This is a genomic window from Micromonospora arida, assembly GCF_042873195.1.
GTDB classification, from domain to species: domain Bacteria; phylum Actinomycetota; class Actinomycetes; order Mycobacteriales; family Micromonosporaceae; genus Micromonospora; species Micromonospora arida.
Map to the genome: position 1 here is coordinate 167,977 of NZ_JBIALC010000008.1, position 16,045 is coordinate 184,021.

Here is a 16,045-nt window from a genome sequence, read left to right on the forward strand (position 1 = left end):
ATCCAAGATGGTTCTCGGGTCGATGGCGCCGCGCCGACGGTGGTTGCTGGTGGGGTTGGCGGCCCTCGCCGTCGTCGCGCTGATCGCAGCCGGCACTGTGGTGATCACCCGGCTGACCGGCGACAACAAGCCGGGGGGCGCTCCGGTGGCCGGCTCACCGACCCCGTCGCCGGTCGGCGCGCCGACCCCGAGCCCCAGCGGTCCGCCGCCGGGCGCGGACATCACGGGCCCGCTCAACCTGCTGCTGGTCGGTGTGGACACCCGGGTCAGCGTGCCCGGCTGGGAGCCGCACTCGGACGCCGTGCTGGTGTTGCACGTACCCAAGGGGTTGGATCGGGCGTACCTCTTCTCGCTCCCCCGCGACCTGCTGGTGGACATCCCGGCGTTCCCGAAGGCCGGCTACAAGGGCGGCAAGACCAAACTCACGCACGCGATGAGCTTCGGCAGCCGGGTGCCGGGCAAACCCAAACAACCCAGCACGGCCCAGGGGTACGAGCTGCTGCGCAGCACGGTCAGCGGTTACACCGGGCTGCGCATCGACGCCGGCGCGGTGCTCACCTTCAACGGGTTCGACCGGCTGGTCACCGCCCTGGGTGGGGTGGACATCTACGTCGACCAGCGGGTCGAGTCGATGCACCGCCGACCGGACGGCAAGTACCGGGAGAGCGCGCCGGGCGGCTACAAGGGGCCGCAGCAGGTCTACGAGAAGGGCGAGCGGCACCTCAACGGCTGGCAGGCGCTGGACTACGCGCGGCAGCGCTACATCGCCGGCGGTGACTACGCACGGCAGCGCCACCAGCAGCAGCTGATCCGGGCGATGACCCGCAAGATCCTGGACGAGGGCCTGGCCAAGCAACCCGAGCGCGTCGACCAGGTGGTCTCCGCGCTGGGCGACACGCTGGTCTACGTGGGCGGACGTCGGATCGTCGACATCGCGTACGCCCTCAGTGGCCTGCCGGAGAACCGTTTCACGCTGGTCGGGCTGCCCGGTTCCGGGGTCGGCAAGGGCAGCTCGTACCGGGGCGAACAGCTCAGCGCCGAGGGCCGCAAGTTCCTCACCGAACTCCGCGCCGGCCGCGCCGACGCCTACCTGGCCGCCCACCCCACCCTGGTCGTCAAGAACTGACCGCCGCTCAGAGCCGCTTGGGCAGGGCCGGCTTCCTGGTGCCGTAGAGCCAGGCGTCGAAGATCGCGTCGAGCTGCTTGCCGGAGATCCGCTCGGCCAGGGCCACGAACTCGGGTGTGGTGGCGATGCCGTCGCGCTTCTCCGCCGCCCAGGTCTTGAGGATCTCGAAGAACGCCTTGTCGCCGACGGCCACCCGCAGGGCGTGCAGGGTCATCCCGCCGCGCTGGTAGACCGACTCGCTGAACAGTTTCTCCACGCCCGGCTTGCCCGGCGGTGTCTGCCACACCTGAGCGGACATTCTGGCGTACCGGTTGTCGAACGCCTCCTTGGCGGTGTACGCCTTGGTGTGCTCGGCCCAGAGCCACTCCGCGTACGTCGCGAAGCCCTCGTTGAGCCAGATGTCCTCCCACTTGGCCAACGCGACGCTGTCGCCGAACCACTGGTGGGCCAGCTCGTGGGCGACGACCTCGGTGTTCTCGCCCTGCCGGAAGAAGCTCGCCGCGTAGACCGGTCGGCTCTGCGTCTCCAGGGCGTAGGAGATCCGGCTGTCGGAGATCACCACCCCGCCGTACGCGTCGAACGGGTACGGCCCGAACACACTCTCCAGGTAGTCGGCCACCGCGACGGTCTGCGCGATGGACGCGTCCGCGTTGCCCTTGGCCTGGGTGGTGGTGACCGCGTTGTAGACCGGGCGGCCCTTGTGCTCGCCGGTGGTGATCCGGAACTTGCCGATCACCAGCGTGCTCAGATAGCTGGCCATCGGCGACTTCTCCGACCACTTCCAGGTGGTCCAACCGCCCGTGCTGGTCTTCCCGCCGGGAACGCCGTTGCTGATCGCGGTCAGACCGTCCGGAACGGTGACCTCGAAGTCGTAGGCCGCCTTGTCCGACGGGTGGTCGTTGACCGGAAACCAGGTGCTGGCCGACTCGGGCTGACCCAGCGCGATGGCACCGTCTGCGGTGTGCAGGAAGCCACCGTCACCGAGCGTCTCGTTCTTCAGCGGCTTCGGCTTACCGGCGTAGGTGACCTCGGCGACGAACCCGTTGCCGTTGATCAGGCCGGAAGCCGGCTTGATCACCAACTCGTTCCGCTTGCGGCTGTGGGTCGCCGGTGCGCCGTCCACGGTGACCGCGCTGACGGTCAGACCGGCCAGGTCGAGGTTGAACGTCGACAGGTCCGCCGTGGCGGTGGCCCGCACTGTGGTCGTACCCGTCAACTGGTCCTTGGCCGGGTCGTAGCGCACCTTCACCGTGTACCGCGCGACGTCGTAGCCGCCGTTGCCGTAGGTCGGGAAGTAGGCGTCGCCGACCCCGTCGGCGCCCGCGGTGAACGTCCGCGCCGGCGTGGGGGACGCGCTCGGTGGTAGGGCCGCCTCCGGGCCCGTCGAGTCGCATCCGGACAGGACGAGCGCACCGGTCGCCAGCAGGCCGGCAGCCACCCGCAGTCTGTGCCGCGTCCCCCGCATCCCACACCCTTTCCGCACGGTGGCCGGTGACGGCCCTCGTTGTTCCGCGCGAACGGGCGCCTACCCGCCGTTCGCAGGCGGCAGCATATCGACCGGGCAGCGGGGCCGGGTCACGGCAGTGTGGGGGCCGACCCACCCACCAACCAGGCGTCGAAGAGCGGACGCAGTTGCCGCCCGGCGACCCGCTCGGCCAGCGCGACGAGGTCCGCGGTGGTCGCGTTGCCCGCCGCCCGCTCGGTGGTCCAGGTACGCAGGATGCGGAAGAAGAGATCGTCACCGACGGTCCGGCGCAACGCGTGCACGGCGAGCGCCCCGCGCTTGTAGACGGCCGAGCCGAACATCTGCTCCCGGCCCGGCTCGACCGACGGCTGCGTCCAGTCGGTCGCCGCGTACTGGATCTCGAAGTTGCGCTGGGCGGTCCGGCCGCCGTCGTGTTCCTCCCACAGCCACTCGGCGTAGCTCGCGAAGCCCTCGTTGAGCCAGATGTCGCCCCACCTGGTCAGCGACACGCTGTCGCCGAACCACTGGTGCGCCAGCTCGTGTGCGACGACGCTCGGGTTCGGCCGGTCGTCCGCGAAGAAGCCAGGCCCGTAGACCGGCCGCGACTGAGTCTCCAGCGCGTACCCGACCCGGTCGTCGGCGATCACGATTCCCCCGTACGAGTCGAACGGGTACGGGCCGAAGCGGCTGGCCAGGAAGTCGACGATCGCACCGGTGCGGGCCAGCGAGGTGGCCGCGCCGCCGGTCGCCGGCAGGCTCGCGGCCACCGCCGTGACCATCGGTCGGCCGGCGTGCGTGCCGGTCACCACCCGGTAGTCACCGATCACGAGCGTGCTCAGGTAGCTGGCCATCGGGGCGCGCTCCGACCAGCGCCAGGTGGTCCAGCCGTCGGCACTGCTCTTCGGCCCGGGTACGCCGTTGCTCAGCGCGGCCAGGCCGTCCGGGACGGTCACCGCCAGGTCGTAGGTGGCCTTGTCCGACGGGTGGTCGTTGACCGGGAACCAGGTGGCGGCCGAGTCGGGTTGGCCGAGCGCCACCGCGCCGTCGGTGGTGTGCAGGAAACCGCCGCTGCCCAACGCCCCGTCGTCGACGGCGGTGGGGACTCCCGCGTACTCGACCGTCACGGTGAACTGCCGACCGCGCGGCAGTCCGGCGCGGGGCGTCACCACCAACTCGCCGTCGCCGCGCCGGTGCTCGGCCGCCGCGTCACCCACGCTGACCGCGCCGACGTCCAGGCCGACCAGGTCCAGGTTGAACCGGGACAGGTCCTGGGTGGCGGTGGCCGTGATGACGGCTCGACCGGTCAGCCGGTCGGTCGACGGGTCGTAGCGGACGTCGAGGCCGTAGTGCCCGACGTCGTAACCGCCGTTGCCGTGCCCCGGCACGTACGGGTCGCCGACGTCGGCGGCACCGGGCCGGAAGCCGTCGCGGTCGTCGCCGGTACAACCGGTGGCGGCCAGCCCGATCGCGCAGGTCAGCGCCGCGACGCGCAGCCGCCGTCCGGTCAGGACCATGCTCACCCCTCCTGCGGCGTTGCGGCCTTCTGCCGCGTTCCGGTTTTCTGCCGCCTTCTGGTCAGGACGAGCGTAGTCAGCATCGCGTACCGCGCGGCCGGTATCGACGATCATCAGTTACTTTCGTCGAATCAAACAAAAGCTGCCGTCGATCGAGCCTTTCTTTCGACTTAGACCGACGTTAGTGTCTGTCTCCGACCACCGTCGCGAAAGGTGGAACCATGCCAGACCACACCGCCCCCGACGCCACCCCCACCGGCCGGCTCAGCCGCCGATCCCTCCTCGCCGCCTCCGCTGGTGCCGCCGCCGCGATCGGCGCGGCCGGCCTACCCGTCCTCGCCACCGGCACCCCCGCGCTCGCCCACCCCGGCAACGCGAGCAAGCTGCGGGTGGAGCCGCTGATCCCGGCCAGGAACCGCGGCATCATCCTCTACAGCGTCCGCGACCGGATCACCGCCGCGCCCGACGACAGCGGCGTGCCGTACGGCTTCGAGCGCGTCCTCGCCCGACTCGCCGAGATCGGCTACAAGGAGATCGAGTTCGCCGGCTACACCCAGAGCACCGAGATCCTGGGCCGGCAGATCACCCCCGCCGAGATCCGCAAGATCCTCGACGACAACGGTCTGGTGGCCAACGGCACCCACGCCTCGATCCAGCCGGCCACCTTCCAGCAGCAGCTGGACATCGCCGAGGAACTCGGGATGAAGAACATCGGCACCGGCAGCGACCCGACCAGCAGCGCGTACAAGGCCGAGTGGGACGCCGCCGCGGACATCTGGAACGAGCTGGGCCGGCAGGCCAAGGCCCGGGGCATGCGGCTCTACACGCACAACCACGACGCCGCGTACAACTTCCTGATCGACCGGGGCCCGCGCGACGCGCAGGGCCGGCAGACCCGGTCCTCCGGCATCCGCCGGCTGGAGTACTTCTTCGAGATCACCGACCCGCGGTACGTCTTCTTCGAGCTGGACATCTACTGGGCCTACGTGGCCCGTTACAAGCACCAGAAGTACGTCAACCCGGCCGGCCAGGAGGTGACCGACCTGTTCGACCCGATCCTCACCGTGGCCGACCGGACCACCCGGTTCCCGCTCTTCCACGCCAAGGACGGTGACCGGGACACCAGCGTGCCCAACGGGTACCAGATGACCCCGCTGGGCGACGGCGACCTCAACTTCCAGCAGTTCTTCCAGACCATCGGCGAGCGTAACTTCCACCACGCCAACTGGGAGATGGACACCGCCCCCGGCGGCGCGGACAACAAGGGCCAGTCGCTCGACTTCGCGGCGACCAGCTACCGCAACATGTCCGACCTGACCATCTACGTGGAGAAGTGACTCCCGGCTGAGTGACTCCCCGCTGAGTGACTCCCGGCTGAACGCGACGAAGGCCGGCCCCGCACCAGGCGGGGCCGGCCTTCCGGCGTCTGACGGATCGGTCAGCGGTCGAGGACCAGACCGACCTTCTGGAACTCCTTCAGGTCGCGGTAGCCGCACTTGGCCATCGCCCGACGCAGCCCACCGAACAGGTTGAGCTGGCCGTCGGCCTCGTCCGCCGGCCCGAAGAGCAGCTGCTCCATCGAGCCGAGCGGCTCGCCGGAGACCTCGAAGGCGCCCCGGGGCAGCGACGGGTGGCTCGCCGCCGAGTGCCACCAGGCACCACCGGCGGGGGCCTCCTCGCAGAGCGACAGCGGCTCACCGAGCATCACCGCGTCCGCGCCGCAGCCGAGCGCCTTGGCGATGTCTCCCGAGGTCTGGATGTCACCGTCGGCGATCAGGTGCACGTACCGGCCGCCGGTCTCGTCCAGGTAGTCACGACGGGCCGCCGCGGCGTCGGCGATCGCGGTGGCCATCGGCACCCGGATGCCCAACACCGACTCGGTGGTCGACCACTCGTCGCCACCGATGCCCACGATCACGCCGGCCGCGCCGGTACGCATCAGGTGCAGCGCCGTCTTGTAGTCGGTGCAGCCACCGACGATCACCGGCAGGTCGAGGTCGGCGATGAACTCCTTGAGGTTCAGCGGCTCATCGGTGGTCGACACGTGCTCGGCCGAGACGATGGTGCCCTGGATGACCAGGATGTCCACCCCGGCGTCCAGGATCACCGGCGCCAGCGCGAGGGTGTGCTGCGGGGAGACCCGCACCGCCACCGTGCCGCCACCGGCGCGCAGCTCGCGGACCCGCTCCGCGATCAGGTCAGGACGGATCGGCTCGGCGTACACCTCCTGGAGCCGCTTGGTGGCGCGGGCCTCCTCGTCGAGGCCGGCCAGCTCGTCCAGCACCTTCGTCGGGTTCTCGTAGCGGGTCCAGAGCCCCTCGACGTTGAGCACGCCGAGGCCGCCGAGCTGACCGAGCCGCACAGCCGAGGCCGGGCTCATGGTGGCGTCGGAGGGGTGGCCGACGCACGGAATGCCGAACGGGTACGCGTCGAGCTGCCAGGAGGTCGACACGTCGTCGACGTCCCGGGTACGGCGGCTCGGCACGATGGCGATGTCGTCCAGGTGGTAGCCGCGCTGCGCGGTCTTGCCCAGCCCGATCTCGACCACGTCACGCATGGGGGACTCCAGGTGGTTGGGGGTGTTGGATCAGCGGGTGTGGTAGTTGGGCGCCTCGACGGTCATCTGGATGTCGTGCGGGTGGCTCTCCTTCAGACCAGCCGCGGTGATCCGGATGAGCTGGCCCCGGCGGTGCAGATCGGGGATGTTCTCCGCACCGGCGTACCCCATGGCCAGCCGCAGCCCGCCGACCAACTGGTGTGCCACCCGGGACAGCGGCCCCCGGTAGGGCACCTGACCCTCCACGCCCTCGGGGACCAGCTTGTCGTCGCTGAGCACGTCCTGCTGGAAGTAGCGGTCCTTGCTGTACGACTTGGCCTGACCCCGGGACTGCATCGCGCCGAGCGACCCCATCCCGCGGTAGGTCTTGAACTGCTTGCCGTTGACGAAGATCAGCTCACCGGGGCTCTCCTCGCAGCCGGCCAGCAGGCTGCCGAGCATCACCGTGTCGGCGCCGGCCACCAGGGCCTTGGCAATGTCGCCGGAATACTGGATGCCGCCGTCGCCGATCACCGGCACGCCGGCCGGGCGAGCGGCCCGGGCCGCCTCCATGATCGCGGTCACCTGCGGCACGCCGACCCCGGCGACGATCCGGGTGGTGCAGATCGCGCCCGGCCCCACGCCCACCTTGACGCCGTCGGCACCGGCGTCGACAAGCGCCTTCGCGCCGGCGTACGTGGCCACGTTGCCGCCCATGACGTCGACCGCCACGTCGGCCTTGAGCCGGCGGACCATGTCCAGCACGGCCCGCTGGTGACCGTGCGCGGTGTCCACGATCAGCACGTCGACGCCCGCGTCGACCAGGGCACGGGCCCGCTTGTACGCGTCCTCGCCCACACCGATGGCGGCGGCGACCCGAAGCCGGCCGGCGTCGTCCTTGCTGGCGTCCGGGTACTGCTCGCTCTTGGTGAAGTCCTTGACGGTGATCAGGCCACGCAGCCGGCCCGAGTCGTCGACGATCGGCAGCTTCTCGACCTTGTGCTGACGCAGCAGCGCCAGGGCGTCGTCCTTGCTCACCCCGACCCGCGCGGTGACCAGCGGGGTGTGGGTCATGATCTCGCGAACCGGAGTGTTCGGCTCGGAGACGAAACGCATGTCCCGGTTGGTGACGATGCCGACCAGCTGGCCGTCGCCGTCCACCACCGGAACGCCGGAGATGCGGTAACGCCCACACAGCTCGTCGACCTCGCGCAGCGTGTCGTCCGGGCTGGCGGTCACCGGGTTGGTGATCATGCCGGACTCGGAGCGCTTGACCAGGTCGACCTGGAGCGCCTGGTCCTCCATCGAGAGGTTGCGGTGCAACACGCCGATGCCGCCCTGGCGGGCCATGGCGATCGCCATCCGGGCCTCGGTCACCGTGTCCATCGCGCTGGACAGCAGCGGAATGGACAACTCGATGTTGCGGGTGAGCTTCGTCCGGGTGTTGACCCGGCTGGGCACCACGTCCGACTCGCCCGGCTGAAGCAGCACGTCGTCGAAGGTGAGGCCGAGCGGAACCACCCTGGCGGAGCCGGCCGGCAGCTCGGGCAGGTGGCCGCCCAGGTCGGCGTGCTCGACGCCGGCCGGAAGATCGGTGCTGGGCGAATTTTCCACGATTGCTCCCCTGAGCTGCTCGGATGGGCTTGAGCGAGGTGGCGCGGGCGGGCACCGGAGCGCGCCACGGTGCCGGCACGTTGCCTCATCGTACCCAGTGAGCTGGGCGACCCGTCCGTGGCAGGCCGGGCCGGCGCGGAGGCCGGGGGGCGGACGTTCGCGCCGCGTTGGGTCTACGGTGAGGGGGTGCACGACGAGCCCATCGACCCGTTCAATGGCGACCCGGCCGATCCGACCGCGGGTCTGGATGACCCGGGCGATGACGCGACGCCGGATCCGCTGACCGACGTCGAGCGGCAGGATGTGCTGGAAGACCTCGCTGACCTGGAGATCTACCAGGCTCTGCTGGCCCCGATCGGGGTTCGCGGGCTGGTGATCGAATGCGAGGACTGTCGCGAGCCGCACTACTTCGACTGGGACCTGCTCCGCGGCAACCTGCGGCACCTGCTCAACTCGGGCCGGCCCCGGGTGCACGAACCCGCCTACGACCCGGACCCGGATCACTACGTGACCTGGGACTACGCCCGGGGGTACGCGGACGGGGTGCACGACACCCTGTCCGAGGGCACCGAGGACGAGCCGGGCGCCCCGACCGCCACCAGGTGACGCCGCCGGGCGGCGGGTGCCCCCGCTGCCGCGCGTTCCCGGATGCCCTGCTGCCGCGCATTCCCGGATGCCCTGCTGCCGCGCGTACCGGATGCCCTGCTGCCGCGCGTTCCCGGATGCCCTGCTGCCGCGCGGCGCGTATGTCAGGCGACCAGACCGGCGCGGAAGCCTGCCGCCACCGCGTGGGCCCGGTCCCGGGCGCCAAGCTTGCGGAACAACCGGCGGGCGTGCGTCTTGACCGTGTCCTCCGAGACGAACAGCTCCCGGCCGATCTCCGCGTTGCTCTTACCCTCGGCCATGCCGAGCAGCACCTGAAGCTCACGCTCGGTGAGGCCGATCGACGCCCGACTGGGTCGGGCGTTCGGGGCGGGACGGCCCGGGTCGGTCTGCGCCGGCGACTCGCCGGCCCCAGCCTCCGCCTCGTCGTCGCCCCGCTGCACCGGCACCGACGCCACCCCGGCCGGCCCGTCGGCGGCCGTGGCCGCCCAGCCGGGCTCACCGGAACCACGCGGCGACGGCCCGGAGCGGCCGGAACCACCCACCGCCGCCGCGTCGCGGGCCGGATCGGTGATCCGCTGCCGGGAAGCTCGGCCGGGCGCGGTGAGCAGCAGTAGCGCCTTCGCCACCGCGCTGGTCAGGTCATGGTCGACATTCTGGATGAGCCCTCGGGCACCGGCGCTGATGGTGGCCGCCGCGGCCTCGGACTCCTCGGTGCCGAGCAGCAGCACCGCCGCCTGCGGCGCACGCGCCAACACCCGGCGGACGAAGCCGGCGCTGTCCGGCCGGGTGAGGGCCGTGTCGGCCAGGACCACGTCGGCCGGTCGCTCGGCCAGCCGCAGCATCACCTCGGGATCAGAGACGGCGGTACGAACGATCGCGGACAACCCCAGTCGCGCCGCAGCAGAAGTAAGGTGCTGGGCCGCGAGTGGTGTCCGAACGCACACAAGAACGGTACGCACTGTGGTCTCCTCTCCGCCAACGAGCAGACCATGACGCGGTCGGCTGGGGAGGAGGTTCCCGGCAATCCTTCGAACTTTTCCGACAGATAGGGCAAAAGCCGCAATTTCTCGGACGTTTTCGATCACAGACGTGTGAGTTGACGACAGCCCGGGTACCGGGAGATCCAGGCCGGGAACGGTGCGCCTGCGCGGCCCGCCGCCCGGATGCCGGCCATAAGGATTCTCGCGGAGCCGCGCGGGAGGAGGGGTGCTGATGTCGAACGTACGTAGACTGCCCGGACCCATCGTCGATCTCTGGGACTGGCAGCGACTCGGTGCCTGCCGAGGGCGCGACAGCGCCCAGTTCTTCCACCCCGACGGTGAGCGTGGTTCTTCCCGGCTGCGTCGTGAGTCCGCCGCCAAGTCGGTCTGCCGCGCCTGCCCGGTTCGCGCCGAGTGCGCCGCCCACGCCCTGTCGGTACGGGAGCCGTACGGCGTGTGGGGTGGCTTCAGCGAGTCGGAGCGCCTGCGACTGCTCGCCGTCGGCTGGGAGGACCTGGCAGACCGCCGGCACGCTCGGGTCGACGTCGCACGGCTGGAGGCCCGCCTGGGCCGCCCGCACAAGTCGACCGTCCCGGCCCAACGCAACGTCGCCTGACCCGAGGCGTCCCCAACATCCACGAAACCGCGCCCTCACTCGGGGGCGCGGTTTCGTGCCGTTCATGCGGTTCAAGCGACCATCAGCCCCGCCGCCGCAAGGCCGTGATCAACACGAGTTCCTTGATGTCGGGGCATCCTGCCGGTCTGGACACCCCATTTTCAATGACCCCGAGTGGATCAAGCTGAGTGTCTGGTCGCGAGGGGCAAGCAGGGACGGCCCCTGGAGATTTGTCCGGTCTGGGGCATTCGGGCTGGGCACACGGGTTAGGCTGCTGCGAGGTACGCGGCCTTTGTCCGGTGACCGGGCGCACTCGTGGGCCGGAATCATGGCCGGGCCGGGGTCGTTACATACCCTGACGATCGCAGCACCACCGTCCCGCCACCGGACCCCTTGGGGGCCTGGTCGCGCAGGTGGGAATGCCAGCCTCCGCCCGGTCGTTACAGTCCCCGCGAACGACCGCAGGCACCGCCACGATGAGGGTGCCCGGTAGGTGGGCCACCCCGGAATGACCTCGGCCCCCCGGTCGTTACAACCCCCGCGAACGACCGCAGGCACCGCCACGATGAGGGTGCCGGTAGGTGGGCCACCCCGGAATGACCTGGCCCCCCGGGTCGTTACACAGGGACCCGGCGCCGCGAGCCCCCCGGCTCGCCAGGTCGCCGACCCGACGCCCGACACCGGGTGTCACCCCCCAAACTTCCCCCCTTGTACGTGCAGCGCCGGACGAGGTGCTCACACCCTGCCGCCGTCCCCCTTTTTGGCGGTCGGGTGTTCTACCCCCGAAGGAGCTACCCCTCATGAACACGATCTTCCGTAAGAGCATGCTGTCTGTTGCTGGTCTCGCGTTCGCCGGTGGTGTGTTCGCCGGCCCGATCGCCGCCCACGCCGCCACCCCGGCTGTGGATGCCAAGCCGGTCGCGGTGGCCGTGCAGTCGGCCGCGCCGAAGCCGCAGGGCGAGCAGTCCCACATCACCCTCAACGACGAGCAGAGCGCCAACGTCAAGGCGATCATCGCCGCCACGAAGAAGGCCGGTCTGCCGGAGCGGGCCGCGGTCATCTCGATCGCGACGAGCCTGCAGGAGTCGAAGCTGGAGAACCTCGGCCACCTCGGCGACAAGAACGACCACGACTCGCTGGGCCTGTTCCAGCAGCGCCCGAGCTCGGGTTGGGGTACGCCGGAGCAGATCACCGACCCCGCCTACTCCACCACCGCGTTCCTCAAGGGCCTCAAGCAGGTCGACGGGTGGCAGGACATGCCCCTGACCGACGCCGCCCAGACCGTGCAGGTGTCGGCCTACCCGGACGCCTACGCCCAGTGGGAGCAGCAGGCCACCGACATGGTCGGCCAGTACTGGAACAGCTGACCCGCACCAGCACCCACAACACCACCGAAGACCAGCACCACCGCACCACCGCATGGCAGCAAGACCACCGCGCGACACCGACCGCTGGCCGGCACCCCCTACCCGGGGTGCCGGCCAGCGGCGTTTCTGTGCTCTGAGTCCGCAGATCTTGGACACTTTCCGTCCGGCGCTAACGGAAAGTGTCCAAGATCTGCATGCACGGTCTGGGGTACCACCGGTCAACCGGCCGGCCCGCCCACCCGAAGGAGAGTCGCGGGAAGCCGCAAGGCAGGTCGCGGACACCGGTCACGGACACAGCCCGGGCGGCGACGCCATGGCGTGGATCAGCGGACGGTGACGGTGACCGTGTGCCAGCCGGTGGCGCCGTCCGGGACGACATCCTGGGTACGTTCGGTTTGGGTTTCACCTGTCGCGTCCGTCGCGCGGACCTGGAGCCGGTGCTCGCCCGGGGTGGCGTCCCAGCGCCAGGACCATTGCACCCACGTGTCCACCGACACGGTCGGGGCCAACGCGGCTTCCTGCCACGGGCCGTCGTCGACGCGTACCTCGACGCGACGGATGCCCCGGTGCTGCGCCCAGGCCACCCCGGCGACGGTCACCGGCCCGGCGGTCAGCCGGTTACGCCCCCGGGGCGTGTCGATCCGGGACTGGGTCTTGATGGGGCCCTGGGGGGACCAGCCGCGTGGCACCCAGTACGCGTCGAAGTCGGCGAATCGGGTCAGCTCCAGTTCGGTCACCCATTTGCAGGCCGATACGTAGCCGTAGAGACCCGGCACCACCACTCGGACCGGGAAGCCGTGCTCGACCGGCAGCGGCTCGCCGTTCATCCCGACGGCCAGCAGCGCGTCCCGTCCGTCGCGCAGCGCGGCGGTGGGGGTGCCGCAGGTCCAGCCGTCGACCGACCGGCCGACCACCTGGTCGGCGTCGTCGTCCGGCTCGACCTCGTCCAGTAGTTCCCGCAGGGGTACGCCGAGCCACAGGGCATTGCCGATCAGGTCCCCGCCCACCTCGTTGGAGACGCAGGCCAGCGTGACGTACCGCTCGACCAGCGGTCGGGCCAGCAGATCCGCGTAGCTGTAGGTGCGTTCCCTACCGACCCGTCCGTGGATCCGCAGCCGCCAGGTGTCCGGGTCGACCTGGGGCACCACCAGCGCGGTGTCGATCCGGTAGAACCCGAAGTTCGGGGTGACGTACGGCGCGAGCTGCGTCAGTGAGAGGTCCGCGCCCGCCGGCACGGCCGGTGCGGGGGCTACCGGCGCGGGCAGGCGGATCGCGTCGCGGGCTGCGGACACGCCGCGCCGGCCCGCCAGCCAGCGCCCACCGAGACCGGCCACCACGGCCGTGCCGAGCAGCACACCGCTGCCGGTGAGGAAACGCCGCCGCGACTCCGGGTCCACTTCGGCAGGCCCGACCGGTTCGACCGCCGCCGTCGGCCCGGCGGGAGTCACCGGCACCGGCCCTGCCGGGGACACCGGCACCGACTCGCCCGGCGACACCGGGCCACCCGGTAACGCCGGACCAGCGGACGGCGTGGGTGGTGACCAGGTCCAGGGGTCCAGCTCGAACGGTCCGCCGATGAACAGCCAGAGCACCAGGGCGCCGAGACCGGCGCCGACCAGGGACGGCAGCGCGTCGGCGAGGTCAGCGCCGGAGCGGGTCAACGCGGCGGCCACGCCGATGGCGCCGAACGCGGCGATGCCGGCCAGGCCGAGTGCCAGTCGGCGGACCGCCAGTACGCCGAAGAGGGCGGCGAAGCCTCCCAGCAACACGGCCGTGCCGACCAGCAGCGCGATCTTGTCGGCGGTGCCGAAGAGGTCGATGGCGAGTTGCTTCAGCGATTCGGGGACGGCGTCGACGATGACACCGCCGACCGCGACCAGGGGCGCCGACCGGGGACCGGTCAACACCGCGACCGGTTCGGCGATCCCGATCGCGACGGCGGCGGCGGTGATTCCGGCCAACGCGGCGTACCGCCGTGACGTGGTGCTCATCGGCCCAGTGTGCGCGATCATCTCGCCCGGTCGCCAACAACGTCAGCGTTCGGTAATGACCTACCAGCACGCAAGAACGAGCCGGGGCGCACCGCCTTACGGCGGTACGCCCCGGAACGGGTGTCGCTACCGGATCAGAAGCCCGGGCCGTGCTGGTGGCCGTGACCGTGGCCGTGCCCGCCGCCGGCGGCCGGCTCGGCCTGCTCCGGCTTCTCCACCACGAGGCTCTCCGTGGTGAGCAGCAGACCGGCGATCGAGGCGGCGTTGGTGACCGCGTTGCGGGTCACCTTCACCGGGTCGATGATGCCGGCCTTGACCAGGTCGACGTACTCGCCCTTGGCGGCGTCGAGGCCGTTGCCCCACTTGAGGTCGGCGACCTTCTGCGTCACGACGTAACCGTCGTGACCGGCGTTCTGGGCGATCCAGCGCAGCGGCTCGACGAGCGCCTTGCGCACGACCGAGACGCCAACCTTTTCGTCACCGGTGAAGCCCAGGTCGTCGTCGAGCACCGAGAGGATCTGCACCAGGGCGGCGCCGCCGCCGGGCACGGTGCCCTCCTCGACCGCAGCCTTGGTCGCCGCGATGGCGTCCTCGATGCGGTGCTTGCGCTCCTTCATCTCGACCTCGGTCGCCGCGCCGGCCTTGATGACGGCGATGCCACCGGAGAGCTTCGCCAGCCGCTCGGCCAGCTTCTCCCGGTCCCAGTCGGAGTCGGAGGCCTCGATCTCCTTGCGGATCTGGGAGACCCGGTCGGTGACGTCGGCCTTCTGGCCACCGCCGTCGACGATCGTGGTGTTCTCCTTGTCGACCACGACGCGCCGGGCGGTGCCGAGCACCTCCAGGCCGACCTGGTCGAGCTTGTAGCCCAGCTCCGGGGCGACCAGCTCGGCGCCCGTGGAGATCGCGATGTCCTGGAGCATTGCCTTGCGCCGGTCACCGAAGCCCGGGGCCTTGACCGCGCAGACCTTGAGGGTCTTGCGCAGCGAGTTGACCACCAGGGTGGAGAGCGCCTGGCCGTCCACGTCCTCGGCGATGATCAGCAGGGGCTTGCTGTTCTGCAGGACCTTCTCCAGCAGCGGCAGCAGCTCCTCGATCGCCGAGATCTTCTGGGTGGTGACCAGGATGTACGCGTCCTCAAGGACGGACTCCTGACCCTCCAGGTCGGTGACGAAGTTCGGCGAGATGAAGCCCTTGTCGAACTGGAGACCTTCGGTCACGTCCAGTTCGGTGGTGAGCATCGAGCCTTCCTCGACGGTGATGACACCGTCGCGGCCGACGCGCTCCATCGCCTCGGCGATCAGATCGCCGATCGTGGAGTCCTGCGCGGAGATCGTCGCCACGTTCGCGATCGACTCCTTGCTGGTGACCTCGGCGGCCTTGCCGAGCAGCGCCTCGGAGACCTTCATGGCCGCCGCGTCGATGCCCCGCTTGAGACCGGCCGGGTTGGTCCCGGCGGTCACGTTGCGCAGACCCTCGCGAACCATCGCCTGGGCCAGCACGGTCGCGGTGGTGGTGCCGTCGCCGGCGACGTCGTTGGTCTTGGTCGCCACCTCCTTGACCAGCTGCGCGCCAAGGTTCTCGTACGGGTTGGTGAGCTCGATCTCCTTGGCGATGGTCACACCATCGTTGGTGATCGTCGGCGCACCGAATTTCTTGTCCAGGACGACGTTGCGCCCGCGCGGGCCGAGGGTGACCTTGACCGCGTCCGCGAGGGCGTTGACACCGTGCTCCAGCAGGTGCCGGGCGTCGTCCGAGAAGCTCAGGATCTTCGCCATTAATGTCCCTTCGAAGCGCCATTGCCCCGGCCCGGCGAGCCGGACCGGGGCAGTGGCACTGATCGGTTGCTTACTTCTCGATGACCGCGAGGACGTCGCGGGCGGAGAGCACCAGGTACTCCTCGCCGGCGTACTTGACCTCGGTGCCGCCGTACTTCGAGTAAAGGACGGTGTCGCCGACCTGCACGTCAACCGGAACCCGGTTGCCGTTGTCGTCGACGCGCCCCGGGCCCACAGCGAGGACAGTGCCCTCCTGCGGCTTCTCCTTGGCGGTGTCGGGGATCACGATGCCCGACGCCGTGGTGGTCTCAGCCTCGTTCGCCTGGACCACGATGCGGTCCTCGAGCGGCTTGATCGCAACCTTGGTCGCGGTAGTCACGGGCATACCCTCCTGGGGTACTGGTTTCGTTGCTGGCCAGCGGGGCTGACCATCGTCAATCTGCCTCATGCCACCG

At 70.4% G+C, this 16,045-nt stretch carries 13 protein-coding genes; 5 read left to right on the forward strand and 8 right to left on the reverse strand.

The features are described 5' to 3' along the window. The first annotated feature begins 7 nt into the window (after positions 1-7). Positions 8-1,126, forward strand: coding sequence for an LCP family protein (locus tag ACFYP0_RS23415; RefSeq protein ID WP_356980782.1), 1,119 nt, complete (start codon positions 8-10; stop codon positions 1,124-1,126). A 7-nt stretch (positions 1,127-1,133) separates the two neighbouring features. Here the strand turns inward: ACFYP0_RS23415 and ACFYP0_RS23420 are convergent, their stop codons facing one another. Then, positions 1,134-2,591 carry a M1 family metallopeptidase gene (locus ACFYP0_RS23420; protein ID WP_124856340.1) on the reverse strand — a complete coding sequence of 486 codons (1,458 nt, stop codon included), beginning with the start codon at positions 2,589-2,591 and terminating at the stop codon, positions 1,134-1,136. Between the two features lie 110 nt (positions 2,592-2,701). Further along, the gene (locus tag ACFYP0_RS23425) at positions 2,702-4,105 is read right to left on the reverse strand and encodes a M1 family metallopeptidase (RefSeq protein WP_355501987.1); all 1,404 of its coding nucleotides are present in this window, start codon (positions 4,103-4,105) and stop codon (positions 2,702-2,704) included. Positions 4,106-4,326: 221 nt separating this feature from the next. Between ACFYP0_RS23425 and ACFYP0_RS23430 the strand changes: the two genes are divergently transcribed. Continuing rightward, complete coding sequence (locus ACFYP0_RS23430) at positions 4,327-5,442, forward strand: sugar phosphate isomerase/epimerase family protein (RefSeq protein WP_355501989.1); 1,116 nt, start codon at positions 4,327-4,329, stop codon at positions 5,440-5,442. Between the two features lie 101 nt (positions 5,443-5,543). Here the strand turns inward: ACFYP0_RS23430 and ACFYP0_RS23435 are convergent, their stop codons facing one another. Together ACFYP0_RS23435 and guaB are read right to left on the reverse strand one after the other, a co-directional pair. Then, positions 5,544-6,662 carry a GuaB3 family IMP dehydrogenase-related protein gene (locus ACFYP0_RS23435; RefSeq protein WP_355501991.1) on the reverse strand — a complete coding sequence of 373 codons (1,119 nt, stop codon included), beginning with the start codon at positions 6,660-6,662 and terminating at the stop codon, positions 5,544-5,546. A gap of 30 nt (positions 6,663-6,692) precedes the next feature. Continuing rightward, complete coding sequence (guaB, locus tag ACFYP0_RS23440) at positions 6,693-8,255, reverse strand: IMP dehydrogenase (RefSeq protein ID WP_124853419.1); 1,563 nt, start codon at positions 8,253-8,255, stop codon at positions 6,693-6,695. A gap of 186 nt (positions 8,256-8,441) precedes the next feature. On the opposite strand from guaB, the gene ACFYP0_RS23445 reads away from it, so the two are divergent. After that, positions 8,442-8,861, forward strand: coding sequence for a DUF5319 domain-containing protein (locus ACFYP0_RS23445; RefSeq protein ID WP_124853420.1), 420 nt, complete (start codon positions 8,442-8,444; stop codon positions 8,859-8,861). 143 nt (positions 8,862-9,004) lie between these two features. Here the strand turns inward: ACFYP0_RS23445 and ACFYP0_RS23450 are convergent, their stop codons facing one another. Then, the gene (locus tag ACFYP0_RS23450) at positions 9,005-9,820 is read right to left on the reverse strand and encodes a helix-turn-helix transcriptional regulator (RefSeq protein WP_124853421.1); all 816 of its coding nucleotides are present in this window, start codon (positions 9,818-9,820) and stop codon (positions 9,005-9,007) included. Between the two features lie 253 nt (positions 9,821-10,073). On the opposite strand from ACFYP0_RS23450, the gene ACFYP0_RS23455 reads away from it, so the two are divergent. Further along, on the forward strand, positions 10,074-10,457 hold the full coding sequence (locus tag ACFYP0_RS23455) for a WhiB family transcriptional regulator (protein WP_091406539.1): 384 nt from the start codon (positions 10,074-10,076) through the stop codon (positions 10,455-10,457). 800 nt (positions 10,458-11,257) lie between these two features. Further along, complete coding sequence (locus ACFYP0_RS23460; RefSeq protein WP_386997577.1) at positions 11,258-11,824, forward strand: hypothetical protein; 567 nt, start codon at positions 11,258-11,260, stop codon at positions 11,822-11,824. Between the two features lie 323 nt (positions 11,825-12,147). Here the strand turns inward: ACFYP0_RS23460 and ACFYP0_RS23465 are convergent, their stop codons facing one another. From ACFYP0_RS23465 to groES, 3 genes are all read right to left on the reverse strand, one after another. Then, on the reverse strand, positions 12,148-13,815 hold the full coding sequence (locus ACFYP0_RS23465; protein WP_355501998.1) for a molybdopterin-dependent oxidoreductase: 1,668 nt from the start codon (positions 13,813-13,815) through the stop codon (positions 12,148-12,150). A gap of 134 nt (positions 13,816-13,949) precedes the next feature. Beyond that, a complete protein-coding gene (gene groL, locus ACFYP0_RS23470; RefSeq protein WP_355502001.1) occupies positions 13,950-15,590 on the reverse strand; it encodes a chaperonin GroEL in 1,641 nt (546 codons plus the stop codon). A 70-nt stretch (positions 15,591-15,660) separates the two neighbouring features. After that, positions 15,661-15,975 (reverse strand): co-chaperone GroES, encoded by a 315-nt coding sequence (gene groES, locus ACFYP0_RS23475; protein WP_030330046.1) that lies wholly within the window; start codon positions 15,973-15,975, stop codon positions 15,661-15,663. Positions 15,976-16,045: the final 70 nt, after the last annotated feature.

Coding starts and splice junctions, on each gene's coding strand:
- ACFYP0_RS23415 (WP_356980782.1), top strand. CDS start 8: ATGGTTCTCGGGTCGATGGCGCCGCGCCGACGGTGGTTGCTGGTGGGG.
- ACFYP0_RS23420 (WP_124856340.1), bottom strand. CDS start 2,591: ATGCGGGGGACGCGGCACAGACTGCGGGTGGCTGCCGGCCTGCTGGCG.
- ACFYP0_RS23425 (WP_355501987.1), bottom strand. CDS start 4,105: ATGGTCCTGACCGGACGGCGGCTGCGCGTCGCGGCGCTGACCTGCGCG.
- ACFYP0_RS23430 (WP_355501989.1), top strand. CDS start 4,327: ATGCCAGACCACACCGCCCCCGACGCCACCCCCACCGGCCGGCTCAGC.
- ACFYP0_RS23435 (WP_355501991.1), bottom strand. CDS start 6,662: ATGCGTGACGTGGTCGAGATCGGGCTGGGCAAGACCGCGCAGCGCGGC.
- ACFYP0_RS23455 (WP_091406539.1), top strand. CDS start 10,074: ATGTCGAACGTACGTAGACTGCCCGGACCCATCGTCGATCTCTGGGAC.
- ACFYP0_RS23460 (WP_386997577.1), top strand. CDS start 11,258: ATGAACACGATCTTCCGTAAGAGCATGCTGTCTGTTGCTGGTCTCGCG.
- ACFYP0_RS23465 (WP_355501998.1), bottom strand. CDS start 13,815: ATGAGCACCACGTCACGGCGGTACGCCGCGTTGGCCGGAATCACCGCC.
- groL (WP_355502001.1), bottom strand. CDS start 15,590: ATGGCGAAGATCCTGAGCTTCTCGGACGACGCCCGGCACCTGCTGGAG.
- groES (WP_030330046.1), bottom strand. CDS start 15,975: ATGCCCGTGACTACCGCGACCAAGGTTGCGATCAAGCCGCTCGAGGAC.